The sequence below is a fragment of the Streptomyces marincola genome (genome assembly GCF_020410765.1).
Classification (GTDB): Bacteria; Actinomycetota; Actinomycetes; order Streptomycetales; family Streptomycetaceae; genus Streptomyces; species Streptomyces marincola.
Window position 1 is genome coordinate 744,648 of sequence record NZ_CP084541.1, and the last position, 25,628, is coordinate 770,275.

24 protein-coding genes and 1 CRISPR repeat array are annotated in these 25,628 nt (G+C 74.0%); of the genes, 11 read left to right on the forward strand and 13 right to left on the reverse strand.

Annotated features, from left to right (window positions below; translation table 11 throughout):
• Window positions 1-33: 33 nt before the first annotated feature.
• The 5 genes from LC193_RS03150 to LC193_RS03170 all read right to left on the reverse strand — a co-directional run bounded on the left by LC193_RS03150 (window position 34) and on the right by LC193_RS03170 (window position 4,445).
• Window positions 34-915, reverse strand: coding sequence for a 5-oxoprolinase subunit C family protein (locus LC193_RS03150; RefSeq protein WP_226071255.1), 882 nt, complete (start codon window positions 913-915; stop codon window positions 34-36).
• Window positions 912-1,532 (reverse strand): 5-oxoprolinase subunit B family protein, encoded by a 621-nt coding sequence (locus LC193_RS03155; protein ID WP_226071257.1) that lies wholly within the window; start codon window positions 1,530-1,532, stop codon window positions 912-914. The genes LC193_RS03150 and LC193_RS03155 overlap by 4 nt, the downstream gene beginning before the upstream one ends.
• Window positions 1,529-2,302: a LamB/YcsF family protein gene (locus LC193_RS03160; RefSeq protein ID WP_226071259.1), complete on the reverse strand. Its 774-nt coding sequence runs from the start codon at window positions 2,300-2,302 to the stop codon at window positions 1,529-1,531. The genes LC193_RS03155 and LC193_RS03160 overlap by 4 nt, the downstream gene beginning before the upstream one ends.
• Complete coding sequence (locus tag LC193_RS03165; RefSeq protein WP_226071261.1) at window positions 2,299-3,093, reverse strand: putative hydro-lyase; 795 nt, start codon at window positions 3,091-3,093, stop codon at window positions 2,299-2,301. Before LC193_RS03165 ends, LC193_RS03160 begins: the two co-directional genes overlap by 4 nt.
• Window positions 3,094-3,167: 74 nt before the next feature.
• Window positions 3,168-4,445 (reverse strand): MFS transporter, encoded by a 1,278-nt coding sequence (locus LC193_RS03170; protein ID WP_226071269.1) that lies wholly within the window; start codon window positions 4,443-4,445, stop codon window positions 3,168-3,170.
• 189 nt (window positions 4,446-4,634) lie between these two features.
• On the opposite strand from LC193_RS03170, the gene LC193_RS03175 reads away from it, so the two are divergent.
• The gene (locus LC193_RS03175) at window positions 4,635-5,330 is read left to right on the forward strand and encodes a GntR family transcriptional regulator (RefSeq protein ID WP_226071271.1); all 696 of its coding nucleotides are present in this window, start codon (window positions 4,635-4,637) and stop codon (window positions 5,328-5,330) included.
• Between the two features lie 42 nt (window positions 5,331-5,372).
• On the opposite strand, the gene LC193_RS03180 is transcribed toward LC193_RS03175, so the two are convergent.
• Entirely contained in the window at window positions 5,373-8,360 is a 2,988-nt protein-coding gene (locus LC193_RS03180; protein WP_226071273.1) for a carbohydrate binding domain-containing protein, read from the reverse strand.
• Between the two features lie 203 nt (window positions 8,361-8,563).
• Here LC193_RS03180 and LC193_RS03185 point away from each other — a divergent pair, with 203 nt between their 5' ends.
• The gene (locus LC193_RS03185; RefSeq protein ID WP_226071275.1) at window positions 8,564-8,962 is read left to right on the forward strand and encodes a YidH family protein; all 399 of its coding nucleotides are present in this window, start codon (window positions 8,564-8,566) and stop codon (window positions 8,960-8,962) included.
• Window positions 8,959-9,270, forward strand: coding sequence for a DUF202 domain-containing protein (locus LC193_RS03190; protein ID WP_226071277.1), 312 nt, complete (start codon window positions 8,959-8,961; stop codon window positions 9,268-9,270). Before LC193_RS03185 ends, LC193_RS03190 begins: the two co-directional genes overlap by 4 nt.
• Before the next feature lie 250 nt (window positions 9,271-9,520).
• On the opposite strand, the gene LC193_RS03195 is transcribed toward LC193_RS03190, so the two are convergent.
• Complete coding sequence (locus tag LC193_RS03195) at window positions 9,521-9,895, reverse strand: hypothetical protein (RefSeq protein WP_226071279.1); 375 nt, start codon at window positions 9,893-9,895, stop codon at window positions 9,521-9,523.
• Window positions 9,896-10,019: 124 nt separating this feature from the next.
• A complete protein-coding gene (locus LC193_RS03200) occupies window positions 10,020-10,616 on the reverse strand; it encodes a hypothetical protein (RefSeq protein ID WP_226071281.1) in 597 nt (198 codons plus the stop codon).
• A gap of 137 nt (window positions 10,617-10,753) precedes the next feature.
• Here LC193_RS03200 and LC193_RS03205 point away from each other — a divergent pair, with 137 nt between their 5' ends.
• The 5 genes from LC193_RS03205 to LC193_RS03225 all read left to right on the forward strand — a co-directional run bounded on the left by LC193_RS03205 (window position 10,754) and on the right by LC193_RS03225 (window position 17,702).
• The gene (locus tag LC193_RS03205) at window positions 10,754-11,968 is read left to right on the forward strand and encodes a helix-turn-helix domain-containing protein (protein ID WP_226071283.1); all 1,215 of its coding nucleotides are present in this window, start codon (window positions 10,754-10,756) and stop codon (window positions 11,966-11,968) included.
• Window positions 11,969-12,159: 191 nt separating this feature from the next.
• Window positions 12,160-13,226: a CRISPR direct-repeat array (repeat unit 29 nt; unit sequence GGGACCATCCCCGCGTGCGCGGGGAGCAC).
• 344 nt (window positions 13,227-13,570) lie between these two features.
• On the forward strand, window positions 13,571-14,032 hold the full coding sequence (locus tag LC193_RS03210; RefSeq protein WP_086161369.1) for a MaoC family dehydratase: 462 nt from the start codon (window positions 13,571-13,573) through the stop codon (window positions 14,030-14,032).
• Between the two features lie 192 nt (window positions 14,033-14,224).
• The gene (locus LC193_RS03215; RefSeq protein WP_226071285.1) at window positions 14,225-15,532 is read left to right on the forward strand and encodes a hypothetical protein; all 1,308 of its coding nucleotides are present in this window, start codon (window positions 14,225-14,227) and stop codon (window positions 15,530-15,532) included.
• 62 nt (window positions 15,533-15,594) lie between these two features.
• Window positions 15,595-16,890 (forward strand): homogentisate 1,2-dioxygenase, encoded by a 1,296-nt coding sequence (gene hmgA / locus LC193_RS03220; protein WP_226071287.1) that lies wholly within the window; start codon window positions 15,595-15,597, stop codon window positions 16,888-16,890.
• Window positions 16,891-16,946: 56 nt separating this feature from the next.
• Window positions 16,947-17,702: a GntR family transcriptional regulator gene (locus LC193_RS03225; RefSeq protein ID WP_226071289.1), complete on the forward strand. Its 756-nt coding sequence runs from the start codon at window positions 16,947-16,949 to the stop codon at window positions 17,700-17,702.
• A 37-nt stretch (window positions 17,703-17,739) separates the two neighbouring features.
• On the opposite strand, the gene LC193_RS03230 is transcribed toward LC193_RS03225, so the two are convergent.
• Both LC193_RS03230 and LC193_RS03235 read right to left on the reverse strand, forming a co-directional pair.
• The gene (locus tag LC193_RS03230) at window positions 17,740-18,009 is read right to left on the reverse strand and encodes a hypothetical protein (RefSeq protein ID WP_226071291.1); all 270 of its coding nucleotides are present in this window, start codon (window positions 18,007-18,009) and stop codon (window positions 17,740-17,742) included.
• Window positions 18,010-18,258: 249 nt separating this feature from the next.
• Window positions 18,259-19,683 (reverse strand): cation:dicarboxylate symporter family transporter, encoded by a 1,425-nt coding sequence (locus LC193_RS03235; RefSeq protein WP_226071293.1) that lies wholly within the window; start codon window positions 19,681-19,683, stop codon window positions 18,259-18,261.
• 151 nt (window positions 19,684-19,834) lie between these two features.
• Here LC193_RS03235 and LC193_RS03240 point away from each other — a divergent pair, with 151 nt between their 5' ends.
• Both LC193_RS03240 and LC193_RS03245 read left to right on the forward strand, forming a co-directional pair.
• Window positions 19,835-21,493 carry a sensor histidine kinase gene (locus LC193_RS03240; RefSeq protein WP_226071295.1) on the forward strand — a complete coding sequence of 553 codons (1,659 nt, stop codon included), beginning with the start codon at window positions 19,835-19,837 and terminating at the stop codon, window positions 21,491-21,493.
• Entirely contained in the window at window positions 21,490-22,212 is a 723-nt protein-coding gene (locus LC193_RS03245; RefSeq protein WP_226071297.1) for a response regulator, read from the forward strand. Before LC193_RS03240 ends, LC193_RS03245 begins: the two co-directional genes overlap by 4 nt.
• 39 nt (window positions 22,213-22,251) lie before the next feature.
• Here LC193_RS03245 and LC193_RS03250 read toward each other — a convergent pair whose 3' ends face one another.
• On the reverse strand, window positions 22,252-22,710 hold the full coding sequence (locus LC193_RS03250; RefSeq protein ID WP_226071306.1) for a hypothetical protein: 459 nt from the start codon (window positions 22,708-22,710) through the stop codon (window positions 22,252-22,254).
• Window positions 22,711-23,006: 296 nt separating this feature from the next.
• Between LC193_RS03250 and LC193_RS03255 the strand changes: the two genes are divergently transcribed.
• A complete protein-coding gene (locus LC193_RS03255) occupies window positions 23,007-23,855 on the forward strand; it encodes an SAM-dependent methyltransferase (protein WP_226071308.1) in 849 nt (282 codons plus the stop codon).
• Between the two features lie 45 nt (window positions 23,856-23,900).
• On the opposite strand, the gene LC193_RS03260 is transcribed toward LC193_RS03255, so the two are convergent.
• Window positions 23,901-24,632, reverse strand: coding sequence for a class I SAM-dependent methyltransferase (locus tag LC193_RS03260; protein ID WP_226071310.1), 732 nt, complete (start codon window positions 24,630-24,632; stop codon window positions 23,901-23,903).
• A 22-nt stretch (window positions 24,633-24,654) separates the two neighbouring features.
• Window positions 24,655-25,446 (reverse strand): thioesterase II family protein, encoded by a 792-nt coding sequence (locus LC193_RS03265; RefSeq protein WP_226071312.1) that lies wholly within the window; start codon window positions 25,444-25,446, stop codon window positions 24,655-24,657.
• Window positions 25,447-25,628 lie beyond the last annotated feature (182 nt).

Below are 25,628 nucleotides of genomic sequence, written 5' to 3' on the forward strand. Positions count from 1 at the left end.
GTGGGAAGATCCTCGGCCCGCGGCGGCCCCGCGTCAACGGGCGCGGCAGCGGCGGCCCAGGGGCACGAACCTCAGCGGGGTGCCCGGCGGGGCCTGGGCGGCGGCGGGCAGGTCGGACGCGGGGACGACGCCGATCACGGGGTAGCCGCCGGTGGTGGGGTGGTCGGCGAGGAACACCAGGGGCAGGCCGTTCGGCGGGACCTGCACGGCGCCCAGCACGAGCCCCTCGCTGGGCAGTTCGTCGTGCCGGGCGCGTTTCAGGGCGGGTCCCTGGGTGCGCAGCCCGACGCGGTTGCTCTCCGGAGACACGCGGTAACGCCCCCGGGCGAGCGTGGCCAGGGCGTTCGGGGCGAACCAGTCGTCCCTTGGCCCCGGCCGCAGGCGCAGCGCGAGTTCGGCCGGCGGTCCCGGCTGCGGCACCGCGTCGGCGGGCGCGGGCGGCGGGCCGCCGGGCCCGAGCGGCAGGACCGCGCCGTCGGTCAGGGGCGGCGGGCCGAGCCCGGACAGCAGGTCGGCGGAGCGGCTGCCGAGGACCGCGCCGACCGCGATGCCGCCGCCGATGGCCAGGTAGGCGCGCACGCCCGCGGTGGCGCGCCCGATGTCGAGGACGGCGCCGGCGGGCACCCGGAACGCCGTTCCCCAGGGCGCGGGCCGCCCGTCGACGGCGACCGGGCAGGGGGCGCCGGTCACGGCGGCGGTGACGGGCCCGTGCGGCCGGAGCGCGCAGCCGGTGAGCGTGGTCTCCAGGGTGGCGGCGTGCGGCGGGTTGCCGACGAGGCGGTTGGCGAGCCGGTGCGCGGGCGGGTCGAGGGCGCCGGAGCGGGGCACGCCGAGGTGGGCGTACCCCGCGCGGCCGAGGTCCTGGACGGTGGTGAGGGCACCGGCCCGCAGGACGGTGAGGGAGCGGTCGCTCACGCGGGGGTCTCCGGGACGAAGCGGACTCGGGTACCGGGGGCGAGGAGGGCGGCGGGCTCGCGTCCCGTGTCCCACAGCACGGCGTCGGTGGTGCCGATGAGCTGCCAGCCGCCGGGCGAGGCGCCGGGGTAGACGCCGGTCCAGGCGTCGGCCAGGGCCACGGAGCCGGGTGGGACGCGGGTCCTGGGCGTGGCCCTGCGCGGCACGGCGTACCGTTCGGGCAGGCCGGTGAGGTAGCCGAACCCGGGGGCGAAGCCGCAGAACGCCACGCGGTAGACGCCCGCCGCGTGGATCTCGGCCACGTCCTCGGGCCCGACGCCCCAGAGTGCGGCGACGTCGGCGAGGTCGGGGCCGTCGTACCGCACGCGGAGGGTGACGTCCCGGCCGGTCGAGGCCGGGACCGGGGGCACCTCCCAGGTGGCGAGCCGCCGGGCGAGAGCGGCCGGGTCGCGCACGTCGTCGATCAGGACGGTGCGCGCGGCCGGCACGATCTCCCCGGTGCCCGGCAGTTCGTTCGCGGCCCGGCGGCGCAGCAGTTCGGCGTGCAGGGCCCGGGCCGCCTCGCCGGTGGGCAGTTCGACGAGGAGCGCGTGCTCCCCGGCCGGCAGGATTCTCACGCGAACGGCTCCAGACGCAGCCCGGCCGCCCGCAGCCCGTCCCGCACCCGCGCGGCCAGGTCGCGGGCGCCCTCGGTGTCGCCGTGCACGCACAGGGAACGGGCGCGCACGCGGACCGTTCCGCCGTCGCGCGCGGTGACCTGCCCGTCCCTGGCGATGCCGACCGAGCGGGCGACGACCTCGTCCGCGTCGGTGAGGACCGCGCCCTCCGCGCGGCGCGGCACGAGGGTGCCGGCCGCGGTGTAGGCGCGGTCCGCGAACGCCTCGGAGACGGCGGGGAGTCCGGCGCGCCTGGCGGCCCGGTGCAGCCGCGAGCCAGGCAGGCCGAGGACCGGCAGGCCGAGGCCGGTGAGGGCGACGCCCTCGGCGACGGCCTCGGCCTGCTCCTCGTCGTGCACGGTGCGGTTGTACAGGGCGCCGTGGGGTTTGACGTACCGCACGCGGGTTCCGGCGGCGCGGGCGAAGGTCTCCAGCGCGCCGATCTGGTAGGCCGTCTCGGCGGCCAGTTCCGCGGGGGGCACGTCCATGGCGCGGCGGCCGAAGCCGGCCAGGTCGCGGTAGGCGACGTGGGCGCCGATGGCCACGCCGCGCCGGGCCGCGAGTTCGCAGACGCGGCGCATGGTGGGCGGGTCGCCCGCGTGGAAGCCGCAGGCGACGTTGGCGCTGGTGACGATGTCGAGCAGCGCCTCGTCGTCGGTGAGGTGCCAGCGGCCGAAGCCTTCCCCGAGGTCGGCGTTCAGGTCGATGGTCGCCGTGTCGTTGCCGGTCATGCCACTCGGTACTCCTTGTCCCGCGCGTCGGTAATGAACATATAGCCGGGGGCGTGGGTGATGGCGAAGGGAATCCGCGCGGCCATCAGCGCCGCCTGGGGGGTGACGCCGCAGGCCCAGAAGACCGGCACGTCGCCGGGCAGCAGGTCCACGCGGTCGCCGAAGTCGGGCCGGTCGAGGTCGCGGATGCCGAGGTGGGCGCCGTCGCCGACGTGCACGGGGCCGCCGTGGGCGGCGGGGATGGAGGCGCTGGCGCGCCACGCGCCGGCCACGAGCCGGGCGGGCACGGGCCGCATCGACACCACGAGCGGGCCGCTCAGCCGTCCGCCGGGCCGGCAGGGGCGGTTGGTGAGGTACATCGGCACGTTGCGGCCCTGTTCGACGTGCCGCAGCGGGATGCCCGCCTCGGTGAGCGCGTTCTCGAAGGTGAAGCTGCATCCGAGGAGGAACGTCACCAGGTCCTCGCGCCAGTGGCCGCGTACGTCGCCCGGCTCGTCGACGAGCGTGCCGTCCTCCCAGACGCGGTAGCGGGGCAGGTCGGTGCGCAGGTCGGCGTCGGGGGCGAGCCCGGTGTGCCAGGCGCCGGGCGCGGTGACGTCGAGCACGGGGCAGGGCTGCGGGTTGAGCCGGCAGAACTGCTCCAGGTCGGTGGCCCAGTCGGAGGGCACGGAGACGAGGTTGGCCTGGAGGTGGCCCGGGGCCCAGCCGGCCGTGGGCCGGGCGCCGCCGGCGCGGAAGTGGGCGCGGGCCGCCGCGGGGCTCAGGTGCGGGGGTGCTTCCGGAGTGGTCATGGCCTGGTCCTGCCTTTCCTGTTCCTGATGTGGGTGCGGGTGCGGTGCGTGCGCGGCCGTGCGGGCGGGGCGGTTCAGGTGAGTTCGCGGCCCTTGGTCTCGGGGAGGCCGAGGAGGGCGAGCAGGGCGAGGCCGTAGCCGGCCGCGCCGAACACCAGGGCGCCGCCGACGCCCATGCTGTCGGCCATGAAGCCGACGAGCCCGGGGAAGAAGGCGCCGGCGGCGCGGCCGGTGTTGTAGGTGAACCCCTGTCCTGTGCCGCGCACTTCGGCCGGGTACAGCTCGGCGAGGAAGGAGCCGAAGCAGCTGAAGACGGCGGACATGCAGAACCCGAGCGGGAAGCCGAGGACCATCACCAGGGTGTCGGCGCCCTCGGGGAGGTTGGTGTAGACGAGGATCGCGACCGCGGAGAGCACCGCGAACAGCGCGACGTTGTTCCTGCGGCCGAGCCGGTCGGTGACCCAGCCGCCGGTCAGGTAGCCGGTGAACGCGCCGGTGATGAGGAAGGCCAGGTAGCCGCCGGTGCCGACGACGGTCAGGCCGCGTTCGTCGTCGAGGTAGGTCGGCACCCAGGTCGCCAGGGTGTAGTAACCGCCTTGCACGCCGGTGGACATGAGGACGGCGAACAGGGTCGGGCGGAGCAGTCCGCGGCGGAAGATGGCGCGGAACGAGCCGCGGTCCGGGCTGCGCCGGCGCCGTTCCGCCGCCTCGGGCGCGTCCTGCACCTGCCGCCGCACCCAGACGACGAGCAGGGCGGGCAGGGCGCCGGTGAGGAACATGACGCGCCAGGCGGTGTCGTCCTCGAAGATCTGGAAGACGAGCGTCCACACCAGCACGGCGAGCGCCCAGCCGACGGCCCACGAACTCTGGATGTAGGCGAGGGTCCTGCCGCGGTGCCGGGGTGAGGCGTACTCGGCGACGAGGATCGCGCCGACCGCCCACTCGCCGCCGAAGCCCAGGCCCTGAAGGGCGCGAAAGACCAGCAGCGTCTCGTAGGTGGGTGCCAGGCCGCACAGGAGGGTGAACGTGGCGTACGTGGCGACCGTGATCATCAGGGCCCTGACGCGGCCGATGCGGTCGGCCAGGATGCCGGCCGCGGCGCCGCCGACGGCCGACGACACGAGGGTGACCGTGGTCAGCAGGCCGGTCCTGCCCGAGTCGAGCAGGAAGTACGCCTCGATGGCGACCATGCTCAGCGGCAGGGTGAAGAAGTCGTAGGAGTCCAGGCCGTACCCGCCGAAGGCCCCGGCGAACGCGCGGCGTCCGCGCGGCCCGAGGGCCCGTAACCAGGCCAGGGGGCCGGTGTCTTCGTGGGCGCCGGACGGGGCGGCGGGTGGTGCGGGTGTGCTCATGTGCACCTCGCAGATGTGAGAAAACCAGCGCGAGATCGACTGATTCGCCCGGCAGTTCAGGCTGCCTTGCCGAACAAGGTAGAGGATCGTTGAACAATCCCGCAATACTCACGTTGTCCTGTTCTCGGTTCTGCGATTAACTGCCCTGGCGGGGGCGGGATTCGGGGCCACGGGCGGAGGACGGAACACGTGACGGACACCGGGGAGGCACTCGCCGGGCTCGCCGACGACCGCGTGCTGCTGGGACGCACGAGCACCGCGGAACGGGTCGCCGACATCCTGCGCACCCGCATCGCCGAGGGGTACTTCAGGCCCGAGGCCCAGCTGCCGGAGAAGGCCATCGCCACGGCGCTCGGCGTCTCGCGCAACACGCTCAGGGAGGCGTTCCGGCTGCTCACCCACGAGCGGCTGCTGGTCCACGAGCTGAACCGCGGCGTGTTCGTCCGGGTCCTCACGGTCGAGGACCTCATCGACATCTACCGGGTGCGCCGCCTGCTGGAGTGCGCCGCGCTGCGCGGTCTCGGCCGGCCGCCGTTCCCCGTGGCCGGGCTCGAAGCCGCCGTCGCCACCGGCGAGGAGGCCGCGCGGGCGGGCCTGTGGCGCGACCTGGGCACGGCGAACATCCGCTTCCACCAGGAGCTGGTGGCGCTGGCCGGCAGCCCGCGCACGAACGAGGTGATGCGCGGCATCCTCGCCGAACTGCGCCTGGTCTTCCACGTGATGGAGGACCCGCGCCGGTTCCACGAGCCGTACCTGCCGCGCAACCGGGAGATCCTGCGGGCCCTGGCGGCCGGCGACGCGGTCGGGGCCGAGGCGCTGCTCGCCGCCTATCTGGACGACTCGCGGCGCCAGTTGGCCGAGGCGTACGGGCGCCGGCTCGGCTGAGCCGGTGCCCGTCCCGCCGCGGGGCGCGGCGGGGCCGCCCCGCTATCTGAGGTAGGGGCCCGGGGCGCCGACGCGGCCCGGCGTGCCGTCCCCGGTGTCGAGCACGTACACGCGGGCGTTGCCCTTGCCCGGGGCCTCGATGTCCAGCGTGCCCCCGGTGACCTCGACGGTGCGGCCCGTGACCACGTCGGTCCACCTGCCGTCGGGGATGCCGGTGAACCGGGCGCCGCCCGACACGGTGACCAGCGCGAAGCTGTCCGTTCCCGCGTCGGTCCAGCGGCGTTTGAACGCCATCCCGCCGCTGACGCCCTCCGTGGAGTACTGGCCCATCTGGAGGGCGGGCACCGCACGGCGGATCTGGTTCAGCCGCTGCACGTGCTCGACCAGGGGGTGCTCAAGCGTCCTGGCCACGGGCCCATCGGCCGCGACGACCTCGCCGAAGTCCCCCGCCTGGATGTGCCCTTCGAGGTGGTCGCCGAAGTAGGCGCGGCCGGTGGTGGCCAGCGGGCAGGACGGGCCGCAGTCGATCCGCTCCCCCGCCTGGAACTCGATCTCCGATCCGTAGTAGAGCGTCGGGATGCCCCGGAAGGTCCACATCAGCGACATGTTCTCCGCCCACGCGTCGGTCCCGCCCGCGTAGCGGTTGCCGCTCTTGTTCGGCCCGTAGTCGTGGCTGTCGACGTAGACGACGTTGTACGTGGCGTCGTTGGTCGCGTCGTCGGAGTCGCGGCCGTTGTGGAAGGCGTTGGCCGCGTCGCCGAAGTTCATGTGCATCCGCATGTCGATGATGTGCATGCCGGAGAAGCGGCTGCGGTCGGGCGCGTGGTACTCGTTACCGTCGAGGAAGGCGTTGTCCGAGGTCGGCTGCCCGGCCGGGCCGACGCCGTTCTCGTGCGCGTACTCCTCAAGCACCGCCTCGGCGTCGTCCGGGCTGTACGCGCGCCGCGGCTGCCACGTGAAGAACTGCGCGGAGTGGTTGACCGAGCCGCGGTTCCACTTGTCGTTGACGAACGCGGCGACCTCGCCGAAGACGAAGAAGTTCGCCGCCTTCTCCGCGCCGAACCGCTCCTCGACCCGCTCGTACATCGCGGGCAGGAAGTGCCGGGTCCACATGACCCGCGGTATGTGCACGGCCGTGTCGACGCGGAAGCCGTCCACGCCCATGTCGATGAACCGGTTGTAGGCGTTGATCAGGTAGTCCCGCACGGTGGCGTTCTCGGTGTTGAGATCCGCGAGGTCGTCGTGCAGCCAGCAGCTCCTTGAGTCCTCGCCCTCCCAGTTGCCGATCCAGCACTGGTGGTAGAACTCCTCGGGGAACATGCCCGAGGTCGGGCTCGGCCACTGGCACTCGTAGATGCGGTAGCCCTCGGGGCTCGTCCACTGGGTGGGCTGCCCCCAGCGCACGCACGTGTTGGCCGCCGGCTCCTCGGTCGACCACAGGTCGCCGTTGTAGGGGTAGCCCCTCTCGTCCTCCTCCAGCGGGTCGTAGGCGCGGCCCTCCTCGGGAACGTCGTAGTACCAGTCCCACTGCTCGTCCCGCACGCCGTAGGCCGTCGGCGTGTACAGGCCCCGGGCGCCCCAGCGCGAGCTGTGGTTGTAGACCACGTCCTGGTAGATCTTCATGCCCTTGGCGTGCGCGGCGTTGATGAGGTCCTGGTAGGTCGCGCCGGACGATTCGAGGCGCGGGTCCACCCGGTAGAAGTCCCAGCCGTGGTAGCCGTGGTAGTCGTAGTCGGAGCGGTTCAGCACCACGGGCGTGATCCACACCGCGGAGAAGCCGAGCCCCTTGATGTAGTCGAGCCGGTCGATCAGCCCCCGGAAGTCCCCGCGGAACATCGGGTCGTCGTGCGCGGCGTTCCCCGACCGCTCGTGCAGGCCGCCGCCGCGGTTGTTGGCGCTGTCCCCGTCGTTGAAGCGTGCGGTCAGCACGAAGTAGATCGGGTCCCGCCGCGGGTCGGTGCCGATCGGCTCGCCCGGCGCGGGCGCGGGCGGCGCGTCGCCGGTCGTGACCGCGACCGGCGGGGTGGGCTCCGACAGGTTGCCCGCCGCGTCCCTGGCCAGCACGGTGAACGTGTAGCGGGTGCGCGGCCTGAGGTCCGTCGCCGACCAGACGGTCGAGGCGGTGTCCACGACCACCGTGCCGGGCGGGCCGCCGGCGACCGTCACGCGGTAGCCGGTGACCCCGACGTCGTCGCGCGCGGCGTCCCAGCGCAGCAGCACGCCGACCCCGTCCACGTCGGCGGTCAGGTTCGCCGGCGCGGACGGCGCCTCGGTGTCCGGCTCCCGCCCCGCGCACGGGTCGGTGGCGTCCGGCACGACCTGCCGGTCCCGCACGGTGGTGAGCCCGGTGCCGATGCGGTAGTCGGCGCCGTTGTTGTTGTCCCAGGTGCCCGCGCCGTTGTTGAACGCGGCGGTCAGCCCGGACGCCCCGCCCAGGTCGACCGTCCGCTTCACCCAGCCGGGGCACGCCTCGGCCATGCCCACGCCGGGCACGGAGGTCCAGGCGCCGCCGTCGGGGCGGTAGTGCAGGTTCACGGTGCGCCAGCCGAGCGTCGCGGTCGCGTAGTACACCTCGGCCGTGTTCCGGCCGGGGTCCGGGTCCCCGCCGGGGCCGCACGGGTCGGACACGGCCGTCTCGCCGTCCCTGACCGTGACGGGACCCGCGCCCAGCCGGTAGTCCTCGCCGTCGTTGTTGTCCCACGTGCCGGCGCCGTCGGTGAACGCGGCGGTCAGCCCGGACGCCCCGCCCAGGTCGACCGTCCGCTTCACCCAGCCGGCGCAGGCCGGTTCCATGGGCAGCCCCGGCGGGTCGGTCCACCCGCCCCCCTCGGGGGCGTAGTGCAGGTGGTACGCCGACCAGTCGCGGCTTTCCGTCCAGTAGAAGACCGTCGCGTTGTTGGCGGCCGGGGCCGCGTCGTCCGCGGCCGGGTCACCGGCCGCGGGAGTGGTGGTCGCCAGCAGGGCGACCAGCAGGCCGAGCACGGGCCACAGGCGCCCGGGCGCGGGGTGTCTTGCCAGCCAGGATCTCATCGTCCGTACGGCTCTCCTTGCGAGATCGGCCGCCGGAGCGGCCGTGGGGGATGGCAAGCCGTCAGCTGCGCGCCTCAACTCCGGCAGTCGATTGCCGCAAGAACTTGCGTAATTTCTTGCAGCGCGGGGAGGGTACCGCCGTCCCGCCCGGCCGGGAACCCCTCCGGCGCGAACGACCTCGGCCCACGGATTAGGCTCGTCGCATGATCCGAAGAGCCCTGGCCGCCGCACGGCTGTGGTTCGCGCCCGAACGGCTGAGAGCCGAGGGCGTCACGCCGGACTACCGCTTCTCGCTCGCGAACGAACGCACGTTCCTGGCCTGGCTGCGCACCTCGCTCGCGCTGCTCGCCGGCGGCATCGCCGTCGACCAGTTCCTCACCGACCTGAGGTGGGGGGTGCGCACGACCATCGCGCTCGCACTGCTCGCAGGCGGCGCGCTGTGCGCCGTCCGGGCGGTCAACCACTGGGTGCGCACCGAACGCGCGATGCGCCACGGCGAGGACCTGCCCGTCAGCCGCTTCCCCGCGCTGCTCGCGGTCGGCACCGTGGTGACGGCCGTGCTGGTGATCGTCGCCGTCGTGTTCGGCGGGACAGGCGCGTGAACCGCGATCCCGGCGCGCAACCGGAGCGCACCCGGCTCGCGTGGCGGCGCACCACCCTGGCGTTCGCGCTGGTCGTGGCGCTCGCCGCGCGCGGAGCCGCCACGGCGGACGAAGGACGCGCGGCGGCCGCCGCGCTCGTGGCCGGCACGGCCCTGCTGTGGGTGGCCTTCCTGGTCCTCGCGCACCGGCGCATCCACGCGCTCGCCGCCCGCCGGCCCCGGCCGGCGGGCGGCACCGTCCCCCTGGCCGCCGCGGTCGTCGCGGCGGCGGCCCTGTGCGCGGCCACCCTGCTCGCGGGCCCCTGGTGAGAACCGCGGACACGCGAACGGTCCGGCTCCGCGCGGCGCCGGACCTGTGCCACGCCGCGACGGCGGCCCGCGGAGACCCCGGACGGGAACAGCCGCCCGGTCCCGCCCCGACAGCAATCGGAGGTCGGGGCGGGACCGGGGCCCCACGTCGGCATCGCTGATCGGGCTTCGGGGCAGCCCTTCGCAGACGACTGCCGGGTGTGGCATCCACGCCGGGGCCGCCGTGCAACGACGGCCCCGGCGCGCGTCCTCAGCAGATGTACGCCTCAAGGCCGACCCAGGTGGGGCCGTTCACCAGGCTGAAGTTGACCGCGTCGCCGGACCGCACCTCCTTGCAGCCCGTGCTGACGCCGGCGTCGTTCTCCAGCCTGATGTCGTAGGTCCGGCCGCAGTCGTTGCCGACGGTCGCGTAGAGGAACTTGTAGTGCACATCGATGCACCACGGGGCGCGCGTCGCGGACACGCCCGCCTCCGTGACCCGCACGCCTTCGGTGACCCGCACGCCTTCGGTGACCCGCACGCCTTCGGCCGCGGCCGGCTGTGCGAACGCCAGCCCCGCGGCCACCACCGCACCGACCGCACCGACCGCGGCGACCCGCTTCCTCACGGCCCCCATAACGCTCATGCCCACCTCCGATGAGAAGACCACGTGTTCACGCGTGTGCCGCACAGCCTGCTCCCCGGCGCTTAAGGCCCGCTTACCGCCGCCTTATCCCGCGAACGGCTGGGCCACCGAACGTGCGTGCCCCTCACCCGGCCCGGCCCTGCGGGCCGGTGCCCGACTCCATGAAGTGCGCCCAGAGCCCGACGCAGAAGGGCACCGCGAGGCCGCCGATGAGGCTGTAGAGGCCGACCCGCCAGGTCAGGTCTTCCAGCGCGGTCGACGAGGTCTTCTCGTGGCCGTTCTCCCGGCCGATCTCCGCGACCAGGTCTTCCACATCCCGGCGGTCTGCCTCGCTCAACCCGCCTTCCGCGGCGAGGGATTGCGACAGGCCGGTGACGCGGGCGACCTCCTCCGCGTCGAACACTCCGCGGGCGTGGGCCCGCCCCTCGCCGACGACGGGGGGCACGAGGGTGCAGTACAGGACTTCGCCCGTCTCCTCGTCGAGGATCAACTCCTCGTCCTCCTCGTCACTCTCCTCGTTCAGGTCAACTGAGCCGCACGCGTCCCCGGCCTCGGAGAACGCCACCTGGTAAGGCGAGTTCGGGGTCTTGATCACGAAGTGGGTCACCAGGCCGGCGATGCCGATCAGCACGGCCAGCAAAGGGAGGCCGCAGCCGAGGCCGGCGACCAACCACCCGCCCCGACCGGGCCGGGAACCGGCGCTTCCCGACGTCCCCGCCATCAGTCGTCCCCTTCGCTCACCCCGCCCCCGAATGGGCCGCGCAGCCCATTGTGGCCACACCCGCGAGGGTTTCGGCCACTCCGTTCACAAACGGTTGAGGACGTAGCGTGGTGGTACGACCTTCTGGTGGGGTGAGCATGCAGCCCGACGTGAACTCCGGTATCGGCGACCGCATCGCACGGCTGCGGCGCAGACGCGACCTGACACAGGAACGGCTCGCCGAGCAGTCCGGCCTCTCCGTGGACACCGTGCGCAAACTCGAACAGGGACAACGGCAGACCGCGCGCCTCGCGACGCTGAACGCGCTGGCGCGGGCCCTGGACGTGGCACCCTCCGTGCTGGTCGGCCAGCCCACCACCTTCGAGGCGCGCCAGGACGGAGACTCACCTTCCGTCCTGGCGTTGAGGCAAGCCGTCTCCCCCGTCTCCGACCTGCTCGGTGAGGAGCCCGACCCGGAAATGCCGCCGGACGTCGGGGCGTTGCGGGCCTCGCTGCGTTCGACCGAGCAGATCCGGCGCGCGGGACGCATGGGAGAGATCGGCGTTCTCCTGCCGCACCTGATCCGCGACGCCCGGGACGCCGTCCACGCGAGTCAGGGCGCGGAACGGGCAGCCGCGTGCTCCGTGCTGGCCGAGGCGTACCAGGTGGCCGCCACGACACTGGCCGCACTCGGCAAGGAGGACGCGGCGTTCACCGCCCTCGAACGCGCCCTGCACGCCGCCCGCCAGTCCGACGACCCACACCTGGAGACGATGGGCATCTCGACTCTGTCCTGGGTCCTCACCAAACAGGGCCGACTCGCGGACGCCGAACGCGTCGCCCTCACCCGCGCGGAGCGCATCGAGCCTTCCTCCCGCTCCCGCCCGACCGACCTGGCGCTGTGGGGAATCCTGCTGCTCCGCGCGGCAACGGCCGCGGTCCGCCAGGGGAAGAAGGCGGCGGTCGAGGACCTGCTGAGCCTGGCCGGTGCGGCGGCCACGCGCATGGGGCGGGATCGACTCGTGTACGCGACACCGTTCGGCCCGACCAATCTGGGCGTGGCCCAGGTCAACTTCCTGGTCGAGATGGAGAAGAGCAACGAGGCCCTGCGCACGGCACGTTCGGTACCCGATGTGGACTCCCTGCCCGCGACGTGGAACGCGCGGTACCAGGTGGATCTGGCCCTCGCCCACGCGGACCTCAAGGACGACCGTGCGGCGGTGCGGGCGCTGCTGCGGGCGGAGAAGGCCTCGCCGGAGTGGATGCGTTACCACGCGACCGCGCGACGCGTGGCCACGGAGCTGCGCGACAGGGAACGCCGCCGCTCCTCCCCCATCAACGCCCTCGCCGACCGCCTCCGGATCGACTCGTAGACAGAACACCAGGCCCTGTGCCGGCGGCGAAGGTGGGGCGTCCCGCTCCGACGGTTGGACATTCCGTTCAACGGCTCCGCGCGGACCCACCCGCACCTGGCCCGCTTCGGTTGTGCCCACCGCCCTGGCGCCCCCACAAGCCACGACGCGGCCGGTCATGTTCCCACCTGAGAGGAGCCGCATGCGCCGCCCGGACCATCCCCGCATGCGCGGGGAGCACGCGCCCGCGTCCACGCTGCGCGCATCTAGTCTGGGACCAACCCCGCATGCGCGGGGAGCACACGCGCACGCCCGCCCTGACCCCGTCGGGGTTGGGACCATCCCCGCGTGCGCGGGGAGCACCGCATTTCTTGGCCTGGTGGCCAGCGGCAGACGGGACCATCCCCGCGTGCGCAGGGAGCACGCCGTGAGCCGCCCGCACTCACACCCGTGGCCGGGACCATCCCCGCGTGCGCGGGGAGCACTCGGTCACGCAGGACCCGCCACCAGGTGACGAGGGACCATCCCCGCGTGCGCGGGGAGCACCCCACGACTCGTGATGGGCGGTCGCGGCGCCGGGGACCATCCCCGCGTGCGCGGGGAGCACGCCCGGGCAACCGGGCGCGGTGCCGCCGGGTCGGGACCAACCCCGCGTGCGCGGGGAGCACCGCGGCGTGACCGACCGGCAGCTAGCGGCGCGGGGACCATCCCCGCGTGCGCGGGGAGCACTACCACCTGCTGAAGGGCGGCAGAGTCAAGGAGGGACCATCCCCGCGTGCGCGGGGAGCACCCACGTCGTACCTGCGTCCGCTGCTCGCTCCGGGGACCATCCCCGCGTGCGCGGGGAGCACACCTGGTCGATCTACACCCTCCTGCGCCACGAGGGACCATCCCCGCGTGCGCGGGGAGCACACGAAGAAGGCGATGGCCATCAGTCCCACGGGGGGACCATCCCCGCGTGCGCGGGGAGCACCGGGCAGTTTTCGCCATTCTCCGGTGCGGTCCCGGGACCATCCCCGCGTGCGCGGGGAGCACGCAGCAGGCCCGCGGGGTCGTCCGCGCGCGCGGGGACCATCCCCGCGTGCGCGGGGAGCACCGATTGACGAAGCACACGCCGTACAGCCGCGCGGGACCATCCCCGCGTGCGCGGGGAGCACCTGGCGCATCAGATCGATCTGGCGAACCAGCGGGGACCATCCCCGCGTGCGCGGGGAGCACGTTGCGGCCCCGCACCTGCGCGATGCGGGGCCGGGACCATCCCCGCGTGCGCGGGGAGCACAGTTCGTGACCTGCGGCTTTCTCCGGGCGGCAGGCCGTTTTCATTCACTTCCCGGAGGTCGGACACCGAGTGACAAATCCCGCCTCCCCTCCTCTCCCGCCCTCCATCATCCCCCATGGCCAGGTGGCCGGGTGGGCCGTCGGCTGGGGTGGCGGCATGAGGGCGCGCGGCTGGTTGACGGCCTGCCCCGCCGCGCCCGGCGCACGGCGCCGAAGCGGCCAGTTGCTCGGCCCGGGGCCGAGCAACTGGCCGCTTCGGCCGCCTCGCGCTCGGCGCGGAGCGCGTGGGGCGCGGGGCTTGGCAGGCGTGTGGTCGCCGTTGCTACCGGTGAGTATCCTGGCGGGATGACGGAGCCGCGGATCTTCGAGTCGCCGGACGCGCTGCGCGCGGCGATCGGTGAGCAGTTGGGTGTCAGTGACTGGTTGACGGTGGACCAGCAGCGGGTCGATCTGTTCGCCGAGGCCACGGGTGACCACCAGTGGATTCACACCGATGTGCGGCGGGCGGCCGAGGGGCCGTTCGGCTCGACGATCGCGCACGGCTACCTGACCCTCTCCCTTCTGCCCGTCCTCACGCCGCAGCTGCTTGAGGTCCGCGGGGTGCGGATGGCACTCAACTACGGAGTGAACAAGGTGCGGTTCCCCGCTCCCCTGCCCGTCGGCTCGCGCGTGCGCGCGACGGGCGCCCTGGTGTCCGTCACGGACGTGCCGGACGGGGTACAGACCGCGCTGTCCGTGACGGTCGAACGCGAGGGCGCCACCAAGCCGGTGTGTGCGGCGGAGACCGTCACCCGTTACTTCTTCTGACCCGCCGCCGGGCGTGGGGACCGCTGCCCGAAGTCACCGCTGGCAGCGTCAACCGGATGCCGCAACTCCCACTCCAGGGTGAGGAAGTCGGCGCCCACGCGCACCCGTTCGTGTGAAGGGGACGCAAACGGGCTCCGGCGCGTGCTCCCGTGCGCTCTGGCCGTGCGCGCCGCGTCGTGAGACCACAGGACCATGACGAACCGGCGCGGCCCGAACTACGAACTGCGGGCCCTGCTCACCGAGGCCGGCTGGACCCAGGAGGCGCTGGCGCGCGCCGTGAACACCCTGGGCGCGGAGATCGGGGCCGTCCTGCGCTACGACCGCACCGCCGTGGCGCACTGGCTGTCCGGCACGCAGCCCCGCCACCCGGTCCCCCAGCTGACCGCGGAGGCGCTGACCCGGCGCATCGGCAGGCCGGTCACGCCCGAGGCGGCCGGCTTCCCCGACTGCGCCCGGGACACCACACCGGCGGACCCGATCGCCGGTTTCGGCACGCTGTGCCGCACCGACACCGACGCCGCCCGGCGCTCCCTGCTGCACCAGCGCCCCTACCGTGTGGCCGACGCGGTCGCGCCGCCCGCGCCCGCGCACCCGGTGCCGGGCGGGCCGCTGGGCGCCCGGACGGAGACGACGGCCTCGCTGCACGACGCGGTCGTGTTCTTCGCCGCGTCCATCCAAACCCACGGCGGCCGGCACGCGCGGGGCGCGCTCGGCGCCTACCTCGCGGACGACGTGGTCCCGCTGCTCGGCGCGGCGCTGCCGCAGCGGCAGCGGCGCGAAGTGCTGGTGCTCGCGGCGCGGCTGGCGTTCCTGCTGGCACGGATGTACGAGGACGGGTTGCTGCACGGCGCGGCGCAGCGCTACTACACCCACGCCCACCGGCTCGCGGCCGAGGCGGGCGACCGGACCACGTGGAGCGTGGTGGTGCGCGCGATGAGTTCGCAGGCGCACCGCCTCGGGCACCTGCCGTCGGCGCTCCAGCTCGCGGACGCCGCGCACCGCGCGGCGCGTTCCTCGCCGCCCGCCCAGCAGGCTTATGTGCAGGCCCAGTTGGCCGTGGTACTGGGCGCGAGCGGCGACCGGCGCGGCGCCCTGGCGGCGCTGGGGCGGGCGGAGCGGGCGGCCGAGCAGGCCACGCGCAGCACCGTGCCGTTCGAGTCCTACCCGCCGGCGGCCCTGTTCTTCCAGACCTCCGCGGTGCTCGAATCGCTCGGGGACCTCCAGGGGGCGCTCGCCGCGCTGCGCCGGGCGGCGGGCGAGCGGGCCGCGTCGGATGTCCGAGGGCGGGCGCTCAGCCAGGCGAGGTTCGGTCAGCTGCTGCTGCGCGGCGGCCGGTTGGACGACGCGTGCGCCGCGTGGAGCGGGTTCCTGTCAGCCCGGGAACGACTGCGCTCGGGCGAGGCCGACCGGGCGGTGCGCGAGATGCGCCAGGCGCTCGCCCCCTACCGCAACCGCAAGCCGGCGGCCGACCTGCTCGCGCGCACGGCGCACGGACGTTGACTTGGCGCCGCCCCATTCCTACGGTCGAACAAAGGAATGGATTCGCGGCGACAGGAGTGCGCGTGACGGACACCATCAGGCCATCGGCGGGCAGCCCGACCGGCCACCTCACGGGCTTCGGCAACGAGCACAGCAGCGAGGCGGTCGCGGGCGCCCTGCCCCTCGGGCGGAACTCGCCGCAGCGGGCCCCGCTGGGGCTGTACGCGGAGCAGCTCAGCGGGACCTCGTTCACCGAGCCGCGCGCCACCAACCGCAGGTCCTGGCTCTACCGCATCCGGCCCTCCGCCGCGCACCCGCCGTTCCGCCGGATCGGCAACGGCGGCCTGCGCGGCGCGCCGTTCACCGAGGCCGATCCTGACCCGAACCGCATGCGCTGGAACCCGCTGCCCGAGCCGCCCGCGGGCACGGATTTCGTGGCCGGCCTGTGGACCCTGGGCGGCAACGGCGACGCGCGGCACCGCACGGGCATGGCCGTCCACCTGTACCGGGCCAACGCGTCCATGACGGACCGCGTGTTCGGCGACGCGGACGGCGAGTTGCTGATCGTTCCCGAGCGCGGCGCGCTGCTGCTGCGCACGGAGTTCGGGGTGCTGCGCGCCGGGCCAGGGCACGTGGCGCTGATCCCGCGCGGGGTGCGGTTCCGGGTGGAGCTGCCGGACGGCACGGCGCGGGGGTACGTGTGCGAGAACCACGGGGCGCCGTTCGAGCTGCCGGATCTCGGGCCGATCGGCGCCAACGGCCTCGCCGCCGCACGGGACTTCCACGCCCCGGCCGCCGCGTACGAGGAGGCGGCAGGACCGGTCGAGGTGGTCAACAAGTACTGCGGGAACCTGTGGGCGGCCACCTATGACCATTCCCCGCTCGATGTCGTCGCCTGGCACGGCAACCACGTCCCGTACGTGTACGATCTGCGGCGGTTCAACGTGCTCGGCTCGATCAGCTTCGACCATCCGGATCCGTCGATCTTCACGGTGCTGACGGCTCCCGCGGCCGACTTCGTGGTCTTCGCGCCGCGCTGGCTGGTCGGCGAGGACACCTTCAGGCCGCCGTACTTCCACCGCAACGTGATGAGCGAGTACATGGGCCTGATCGAGGGGGCCTACGACGCGAAGGCGGACGGGTTCGTACCGGGCGGCGGCTCGTTGCACAGCATGATGTCGGCGCACGGACCGGACCGGGAAACGTTCGAACGGGCGTCCGCGGCCGATCTCGTGCCGCGGAAGGTCGACGACGGTCTCGCGTTCATGTTCGAGACGCCGTGGCCCATCGCGGTTACCGCACAGGCGAGCGAGGCGCCGTTCCGGCAGCGCGGGTACGACGAGGTGTGGCAGGGTCTGAACCCCCACTTCCCGTCCTGACCTCTGGGAAGGGACGGCGCCGAAGCACCGCACCACCGAGCCGAAAGCGACCGCCCGTGACCGTCTTCGCCCCCGACTCGCTCGAACTGAACCGCAAACTGCCCCTCTGGTACCAGGTGTCCCAGTCGCTGCGCGCCTCCATCCTCGGCCGCCCGGCCACGGCACCCCTGCGGCTGCCGACGGAGGAGCAACTGGCCGCGCACTACGGGGTGAGCGTGCTGACGATGCGGCAGGCGTTGAAGGAACTGGAGATCGAGGGGTTGATCACGCGCCACCGGCGCCGCGGCACGTTCATCTGCCCGGCGGTGCGGCCGGGCGGTCCCGTGCGGCTGCTCGGCTCGGTGGACACCATCGTGGCGCAGCAGTCGGGCGAGGAGACGACGCTGCTCGACCACGGTCCCGTGCCGGTCCCGGCGGAGCTGGCCGAGCACTTTCCCGGGCTCGGGGAGGTGGTGCGCTTCCTGCGGCTGCGGCGCGACCGGACGACGGGTGAGGCCGCGAACTGCGCGGAGAACCTGGTGCGTCCCGAGATCGCGGACCTGTTCGACCCGTCGGCGCTCGAACGCTGGCCGATGACGAAGGTGCTGCGGGACATAGCCGGCGTGGCGGTCGGCAGGATCGCCAACACGGTGCAGGCCCGACTGGCGGACCCGCCCGTCGCGCGACTGCTCGACGTGCCGTTGCTCAGCCCCATCCTCCACATCACCGGGGTGGAGTACGACGAGCGGGGACGGGCCGTGGATGTCGCGCGCATTCACTACCGGGGGGACCGGTTCTCGTTCGCGGTGTCGATGGACGCCCTGCCGGAGTGACGCGTGGCCGCCGGGGCGAGCCCCCGGCGGCCGTCTCTCAGCCTCGGCCGCCGAACAGCGTCCTGCGGAGCCTGCGCAGCGGTGCGACGAGCAGCACGCGGGGGCCCCGGTTGGCCCGTGCGGCGGTCTTCTCGTCGTGCGTGGTCAGCTCGCGCATCAGCGTCGTGGCCTCCTCGGCCTCGCGCTGCGGGGCCGCGGGTCCGGAGAGCACGCTCAAGTGACGGTCGAGGCGCGCGCTGTTCGCGCCGCTGCCGCAGTTGATGGCAGGCACCCGTGGCGGCCTGCTCCGCGCTGTTATCTGCTTCATGGCTCTCCCACCCGTACAACGACACCCGGTCCGGGCAGGGTAACCCTAACGCCCCTCAGGGACGCATGGGTATCCCGGTCCCACGATTCACCTTTCCCGGCAACGGGGTTGACGAACACCGCGGAACGCCCATTCCTCCGTTCCGGGGTCTGCTCCGGCGCGTGGTTCCGGCACCGGCGCACGACGGCGCGCGGCCCGCGGACGCGATGCGCCCGCGGGCCGCGGTGTGACCGATACCACGCCGTACGGTCAGTGGCCGGCCGCCGTGCCGGCCGCCGCCGGGCGCTCCCGGGGTTCAGGGGCGGCGTCCGTCGGCCGCTCCGCGGGCGCGGAGCCGGCCGGCGCCTCGTCCCGCTCCGCGGGTCCGCCGCCGTGCCCGTCGTCCAGGAGCGTGGCCTCGTCGAACGGCACCTCGCCGCCGAGCACCGCGCGCATCCGCTCCCGGTCGACCTCCTTGGTCCAGGTGCCGATGACCACGGTGGCGACGGCGTTGCCCGCGAAGTTGGTCAGCGCCCGCGCCTCGCTCATGAACCGGTCGATGCCCACGATCAGCCCGACGCCGTCGACGAGGTCGGGACGGTGCGACTGGAGCCCGCCGGCGAGGGTCGCGAGGCCCGCTCCTGTGACGCCCGCGGCGCCCTTCGAGGCGATGATCATGAAGGCGAGGAGGGAGATCTGCTCGCCGACGGTCAGCGGGTCGCCCATCACCTCCGCGATGAACAGCGAGGCCATGGTCAGGTAGATCGCGGTGCCGTCCAGGTTGAACGAGTAGCCGGTCGGCACGGTGATGCCCACCACCGGCTTGCTGACCCCGGCGTGCTCCATCTTGGCGATCAGCCGCGGCAGCGCCGACTCCGAGGAGGAGGTGGACACGATCAGCAGCAGCTCGCGGCCCAGGTAGCGCAGCAGCGAGAAGATGCCGATCCCGGCGACGAGGCGCAGCAGCAGCCCGAGGACCAGGAAGATGAAGATCGCGCAGGTGAGGTAGAAGCCGATCATGATGACGGCCAGGGACCGCAGCGCGTCCACGCCCGTCTCGCCGACCACCGCGGCGATCGCGCCGAACGCGCCCACCGGGGCGAGCCACATGATCATGGCGAGCACGCGGAAGACGAGGCGCTGCATGTGCTGGATGCCGCGCAGCACCGGCTCGCCCGCCGAGCCCATGGCCTGGAGCGCGAAGCCCGCGAGCAGCGCGACCAGCAGGGTCTGGAGGACGTCGCCCGAGGTGAAGGCGGACACCATGGTGGTGGGGATGATGCCGAGCAGGAAGTCGACGGTGGACTCGCCGCCGCCGGCCGCGTGTTCCGCGCCCGCTTCCGCGGTGGCCCGGGTGATCTCAAGGCCCGAGCCGGGTTCGAGCACGTTGCCGACGAGCAGGCCGATGGCCAGGGCCAGCGTCGACATCGCCATGAAGTAGCCGAGGGCGAGGCCGCCCACCGCGCCCACCTTGGCCGCCTTGCGGACGGAACCGATGCCGAGCACGATCGTGCAGAAGATCACCGGCGAGATCATCATTTTGATCAGGTTGACGAACCCGGTGCCCAGGGGCTTGAGAGCCTCCCCGGCGTCCGGCGCCGCCAGCCCTACCGTGATCCCCGCCACCACGGCGAGGATCACGGCGATGTACAGATAATGCGTCCGATCGCGGCGTCGAGCGGCCTTCGTAGCCACGGCGTCCCTCCTGGTCGTCCCGTCGTCGTTGTCGAGGCAGCCGGGGGGCCGGCCGCGCCTCGGGTGACTATCCACGCGCCTGTGAGAGGGGTCACGTTTACGTTCATTTCGTTCATGGCGGCCGACGAAAGCGACAGGGCACACTGGCGGGATGCGCATCCCCCGTCCGCCGCGCCCGCGCAGCCTGGCCGGCCAGCTGTTCGCCATGCAGGTGGCGCTGGTCGCCGTGGTCGTGGCGGGCTGCGCGGTGTTCGCCTATCTGACCGACCGCGAGCAGGCGGAGGACGCCGCCGAGGAACGCGTCACCGCGGCGGCGCGCGCGATCGCCGACGCGCCGACGGTGCGCGCGGCGGCCCGTTCCGAGAACCCCTCGGCGGCGCTCCAGCCCTACGCGGAGCAGGTCAGGCGCGACACCGGGATCACGTTCGTGACGATCATGGACCCCTCGGGCGAGCGCTGGGCGCACCGGAACCCCGAGGAGATCGGCGAGCAGTTCATCGGGCACATCGCGCCCGCGCTCGATGGCCGCACGTTCACCGAGACCCACACCGGCACCCTCGGCCGCTCGGTGCGCGTGGTGACGCCCGTGCTGGACGGCGACGGCGAGGTGGTGGCGCTGGTCAGCGCGGGGCTCGGCGTCGAGGAGATCGGGGACCGGCTCGCCGGGCAGCTGGCCGCCCTGCTCGCCGTGGCCGCGGGCGCCCTCGTGCTCGGCGGTCTGGGCACGTACGCGATCAACGCCCGGCTGCGCCGCCACACGCACGGCATGGACGCGCGGCAGCTCAGCCGGCTGCACGACTACCACGAGGCGACGCTGCACGCGGTCAGGGAAGGGCTGCTGCTGATCGACGGCGAGGGCAGGATCGCGCTCATCAACGACGCGGGGCGCGACCTGCTCGGCCTGTCCCGCGACCGGGTGGGCGAGCGCGTGGCGGACCTCGGCCTGCCGGAGCCGCTGACGGCGGCGCTCGCGTCGGCCGGGCCCCGCGTGGACGAGGTGCACCTGACCGACGTGCGCATCCTCGTCGTGAACTGCTCCCCCGTCTCGGGCGGCGAGCAGCACGGGACGGTGGTCACCCTGCGCGACCACACGGAGCTCCAGGCGCTCGCCGGTGAGCTTGACTCGGTGCGCGGCTTCGCCGAGGCGCTGCGTTCCCAGGCGCACGAGGCCGCCAACCGCCTGCACGCCGTGGTCTCCCTGATCGAGCTGGGCCGCGCGGACGAGGCCGTCGAGTTCGCCACGGCCGAGCTGCGGCTGGCGCAGGCGCTGACGGACCGGGTGGTCGGCGCGGTCGGGGAGCCCGTGCTCGCCGCGCTGCTGCTCGGCAAGGCCGCGCAGGCCAACGAGCGCGGCGTGGAGCTGGTGCTGACCGAGGACAGCCGCATCGACGACGGGGTGCTGCCGCCCGCGCTCCCGGCCCGCGACCTGGTGACGATCCTGGGCAACCTGGTGGACAACGCCGTCGACGCCGCCGTCGACGCCGCCCTGGACCACGCCCTGGACAGCGCCGAGGGCGTCGCGGCGGACGGTCCTGAGCCCGGCGGGGGCCGGGTCACGGTGACGGCCCGGGCCGTCGGCGGCGAACTGCTCCTGCGCGTCGCGGACACGGGCGCGGGCCTCGACCCGGAACGGGCCGAGGACGCGTTCCGGCGCGGCTGGTCGACGAAGGCGGCCGGGCGCGGCCTCGGCCTCGCGCTGGTGCGCCAGGCCGTCCGCCGCCACGGCGGCACGATCGGCACGGCGCGCGCGCCGGGCGGCGGGGCGGAGTTCACCGTGCGGCTGCCGCTGCCCGCCGGGGTGCCGGCGTGAGCGCGGGGCCGCGGCGGCCGGTCCTGGGCGGGCCGATCCGGGTGCTCGTCGTCGAGGACGACCCGCCGGTGGCCGAGGCGCACCAGCGGTACGTCGACCGGGTGCCGGGGTTCGTCGCCTGCCAGGCGGTGCACTCGGGCGCGGAGGCCAGGCGGGCGATGGACCGCTCCCCGGTCGACCTGGTGCTGCTTGACCTGTACCTGCCGGACGGGCACGGCCTCGACCTGGTGCGTTCCCTGCGGGCCGCCGGTCACGGGGCCGATGTGATCGCGGTGACCTCGGCGCGCGACCTGGCCGTGGTGCGCGAGGGCGTCTCGCTCGGCGTGGTGCAGTACGTGCTGAAGCCGTTCGCGTTCGCCACGCTGCGGGACCGGCTGGTGCGGTACGCGGAGTTCCGCGCCGCGGCGGGCGAGGCCGGCGGGCAGGAGGATGTGGACCGGGCGCTGGCGGCGCTGCGTTCGGCCGGTCCCGCCGCGCTGCCGAAGGGCCTTTCCGGCCCGACGCTCGCGGCCGTGACGCGCGTCCTGCGGGACGCGGGGGAACGCGGGGTCACCGCGGGGGCCGCGGGCACCGCGGCGGGCATCTCCCGCATCACCGCGCGCCGTTACCTGGAGCACCTGGTGGCCACGTCGCGGGCGGAACGCACGCCGAGGTACGGGCAGATCGGCCGGCCCGAGCTGTCCTACCGCTGGCTTCCCGAGCACCGGCAGGCCCCCTGAGCGCGGCGCGGCCGCCCGCCCGCGGGCCGGCCGGGGCGGTCAGCGGCCGGCCGCGAGGGCCGGGGCGCGGCCGACCTCGGCGAGGAACCGGTCGAGTTCGGGGCGCCAGTACCGCACGACCTCGCAGTGCAGTGCGGCGTCCTCGCCCGGTAGGGCGAGGCGCAGCCGGTTGTACAGGCTGCCCCGGCGCACCTCCTCGACCACCGGGTCGGGACCGCCGCGCGGCAGGACGCGGTAGCGCTCGACGACGTGGGTGCGGACGGCGCCGCCGAGCAGCAGCACGAAGACGTGCCGGTCGGTCAGGGCGATGAAGTAGTTGCGCCCGGCGAGCCGGACGGCCCGGCGCAGCGCGGCGACGAGAGGGCGCGGGCCGCGCAGGCGCCGTTCGCGCGTGACGGTGGCGTGGAAGGTGACGATCGGGCGTGCGTCGGGATCGGTGCGGGCCAGTTCCTCGGCGGCGTGCGACCGCACCTTGTCCTTGTCCCACCGGATGGCCATGGGTCCTCCTCGATGGCGTCCGTTGCGTCGGCGGCGCGGGTGCGCGCCGGTTCCTCACCGGGTTCCGCGCGGGCGCGGCGGCAATCCCCCGGCGGCCGGACGGGCCGAAAACCGGCGGTCTGATGATGCCGCCGTCATACGCGGGACCGCGGGGGCACGACCGACGCCAGATGAAAACGGTTCCCATTGCGGGTTACAGTGGCGCCGCCCGGCCCTGCCACGCGGGCCGCCGCGGCGGCCGGGCCGATGGCGGTGGTCAGCGGTGGCCACCCGGGACGAGGGAGAGGTGGCGTCGCATGACGGAGATTCAACGGACAGGGCTCCACGGTTACTTGCTGAGCAACCGGGCCTTCGCCGCGCCCGCGGTGGAGCAGGCCGTCGGGGCGATGGACCTGCGGGGCCGCCGGCGCCTGCTCGACGCGGGAACGGGGGCGGGCGGCGGTCTCGTGGCACTGGCCCGCGCGGCCGGGCCGGACGCGCACGTCCTCGGGGTCGACGCGAACCCGGACGTGCTGGCCCTGGCCGACGAGCACGCGAAGGCCGAGGGCGTCGCCGACCGGGTGAGCACGCGGGCGGCCGACCTGCTGGACGTGCTGGCCGAAGCCGGCGCCGGTGACGGCGCGTTCGATGCGATCTGGGCCTCGGACGTGATCTGGCCGGGGAACGTGCCCGACCCCGCCGCGGCGGTCGCGGCCCTGGCCGGCGCGCTGGCCCCCGGCGGCGTCGCCGGGATCTTCACCAGCAACTACTACCAGTCGATGTTCCTGCCCGGGTACTCAAGGCTCCAGAACAAGCTGCGGATCGCCTCGGAGTTGAACTGGGGCATACCGGGCGAGGGCTCCACGCACTACGAGCGGCACGTCCACTGGGCCGTCGCGGCCGGGCTGCGCGACGTGCGGGTCCGCGTCTTCCCCCGGATCGGTTTCCCCGCCGACGAGGACCCGGCGGTGCGCGCCTACCTGGAGACGGTCGTGTGGCCGGAGCTCAAGGAGGCGGCCACGACGCGCGGAGCGGACGCGGGCATGAGCGCGGCGGAGATCGAACAGGCCGTCGGCCTGCTCACCCCCGGCGGCCCCGATTACGTTCTCGACGAGCCCGGTTACTACATGGTGCACCCGACCCTGCTGGTCACGGGCCTGCGCTGACGCGCCGCCGTGCGGTGGCCGCCCCGGGGCGGCCACCGCAGGGCCTCAGCGCACGAGCCTGCCGATCTCCGGCGCGCCAGGGACGCCCGCCGCGCTGACCAGGCTGCTGCTCATCCCCGCCTCGGCGGCGAGCTGTTCGAGGCTGAGGTTCTCCCAGTCGTAGCTGTCGGACGTGCTGCGGACCAGTTCGCCGTCGCGGAACACCTTCCACGACGTCCGCCAGCGCATCACCGCGCCCCCGACCGGGTCCGCCTGCGTCCACCACTCGTAGCTCTGCTCCCCGATCGTCTCGCGGAGCATGCGGAACGGCGGTATGCGGCGGGCCGCGCCGACGCCCATCAGCTCCACGACGATCGGCCCGCCCTCGGGCAGTCTCTCCCGCAGCTCACGCCACAGGGCGCGGCGTTCTGCGCCGGTGAGGTGGCCCACGACCCCGAAGATGACGACCGCGCCGATGCGCGGCGGCAGCCGCAGCCGCTGGGCCGGCTCCGCGACCACGGTCACCCGGTCCCGCAGGTCGGGGTCGCCGAACACGCGGCTGGTGAGCATCGCCCGCATGGGCGTGGAGGGTTCCGCGGCGATGATCGGCACGCCGGGCAGCGCTCCGGCGATCACGGCCGTGATCCGCCCGGTGCCCGCGCCGATCTCCACGACCGGGCCGTGCGAGGCGTCGACCCCGGACAGGGCGGTGATGAGCGGTCCGGCGCTCGTGCGCACGTGGCGCGCGGCGACCAGCTCGTAGAACTCGGCGGAGGCCGAGTAGTAGTCGGTGACCAAGGAAGTGGCGTCCTCTCCGGTGTCAGGGGGTGCTCGGCCAGGCGCGCACGGGCCGCCCGGCGTGCGCGCCCAGGTCCCGGCCGATGGTCTCGGCGACCCTGGCGCGCTGCGGAACGAGGAAGAAGTGGCCGCCGGCGAACACCGTGACCTTCAGCTCGCCCCGCGTCGTGCTCGACCAGGTCAGCGCCGCACGTTCGCCGCACTCGGGGTCGTCGGCGCCGCGCAGCACGCTCACCGGGCAGCTCAACGGCTCGGCGGACGAGGGCCGGTAGGTCTCGATCAGCCGGTAGTCCTCGCGCACGTACCGCAGGACGGCGGCGCGCAGATCCGGGTCGGCCAGCACCTCGCGCGGGGTCCCGCCCTGCCTGACCAGCTCCGCGGCCAGCGCGTCGTCGTCGCCGCGGTGGACGTCGCCCGCCCGCGCGTGGTGCGGCGAGGGGCGGCCCGCCGCCAGCAGCCGGACCGGCGGCCGGTGGCCGCGGCGCCGCAGCTCCACGGCCACCTCGAAGGCGACCGCGCTGCCCATGCTGTGCCCGAACAGGGCGTAGGGCCGGTCGAGCAGGGGCTCGACGGCGGCCACGACCTCGGCCACGAGGAGCGGCATCGCGCCCACCGGCCGGTCCGCGAACCGGTCCTCCCGGCCCGGGTACTGCACGGTCAGCGGCTCCACGCCCTCGGGCAGCAGGCGCTGCCAGGGGCGGAACGCCGCGGCGCCGCCGCCGGCGTGCGGGAAGCACACCAGGCGCAGGCCGGCCTCCGGGCGGGCGACGGGCCGGCGCAGCCAGGGCCCCAGCTCCGAGCGATACGACGACATACCCCATCCATATTTCGTTGCCCACCGGCGGACCCGGGCAGCAGAACACGTTCATTATGGCCGAGCGGACGCCGCAACGGCAATCAATGCCGAACGATTTACCGGCGCTCGCCCCTGCTCATTGCCGCCCTCATTGCTTTGCCATAGCTATCGATCTGTCGCGGCGTTAGGATGACGGCTCC

Bases quoted from the DNA above. Each gene is read 5' to 3' on its own strand.
- LC193_RS03160 (WP_226071259.1), bottom strand. From the start codon at position 2,302: ATGACCGGCAACGACACGGCGACCATCGACCTGAACGCCGACCTCGGG.
- LC193_RS03165 (WP_226071261.1), bottom strand. From the start codon at position 3,093: ATGACCACTCCGGAAGCACCCCCGCACCTGAGCCCCGCGGCGGCCCGC.
- LC193_RS03170 (WP_226071269.1), bottom strand. From the start codon at position 4,445: ATGAGCACACCCGCACCACCCGCCGCCCCGTCCGGCGCCCACGAAGAC.
- LC193_RS03180 (WP_226071273.1), bottom strand. From the start codon at position 8,360: ATGAGATCCTGGCTGGCAAGACACCCCGCGCCCGGGCGCCTGTGGCCC.
- LC193_RS03185 (WP_226071275.1), top strand. From the start codon at position 8,564: ATGATCCGAAGAGCCCTGGCCGCCGCACGGCTGTGGTTCGCGCCCGAA.
- LC193_RS03195 (WP_226071279.1), bottom strand. From the start codon at position 9,895: ATGAGCGTTATGGGGGCCGTGAGGAAGCGGGTCGCCGCGGTCGGTGCG.
- LC193_RS03200 (WP_226071281.1), bottom strand. From the start codon at position 10,616: ATGGCGGGGACGTCGGGAAGCGCCGGTTCCCGGCCCGGTCGGGGCGGG.
- LC193_RS03205 (WP_226071283.1), top strand. From the start codon at position 10,754: ATGCAGCCCGACGTGAACTCCGGTATCGGCGACCGCATCGCACGGCTG.
- LC193_RS03210 (WP_086161369.1), top strand. From the start codon at position 13,571: ATGACGGAGCCGCGGATCTTCGAGTCGCCGGACGCGCTGCGCGCGGCG.
- LC193_RS03215 (WP_226071285.1), top strand. From the start codon at position 14,225: ATGACGAACCGGCGCGGCCCGAACTACGAACTGCGGGCCCTGCTCACC.
- LC193_RS03230 (WP_226071291.1), bottom strand. From the start codon at position 18,009: ATGAAGCAGATAACAGCGCGGAGCAGGCCGCCACGGGTGCCTGCCATC.
- LC193_RS03240 (WP_226071295.1), top strand. From the start codon at position 19,835: ATGCGCATCCCCCGTCCGCCGCGCCCGCGCAGCCTGGCCGGCCAGCTG.
- LC193_RS03250 (WP_226071306.1), bottom strand. From the start codon at position 22,710: ATGGCCATCCGGTGGGACAAGGACAAGGTGCGGTCGCACGCCGCCGAG.
- LC193_RS03255 (WP_226071308.1), top strand. From the start codon at position 23,007: ATGACGGAGATTCAACGGACAGGGCTCCACGGTTACTTGCTGAGCAAC.
- LC193_RS03265 (WP_226071312.1), bottom strand. From the start codon at position 25,446: ATGTCGTCGTATCGCTCGGAGCTGGGGCCCTGGCTGCGCCGGCCCGTC.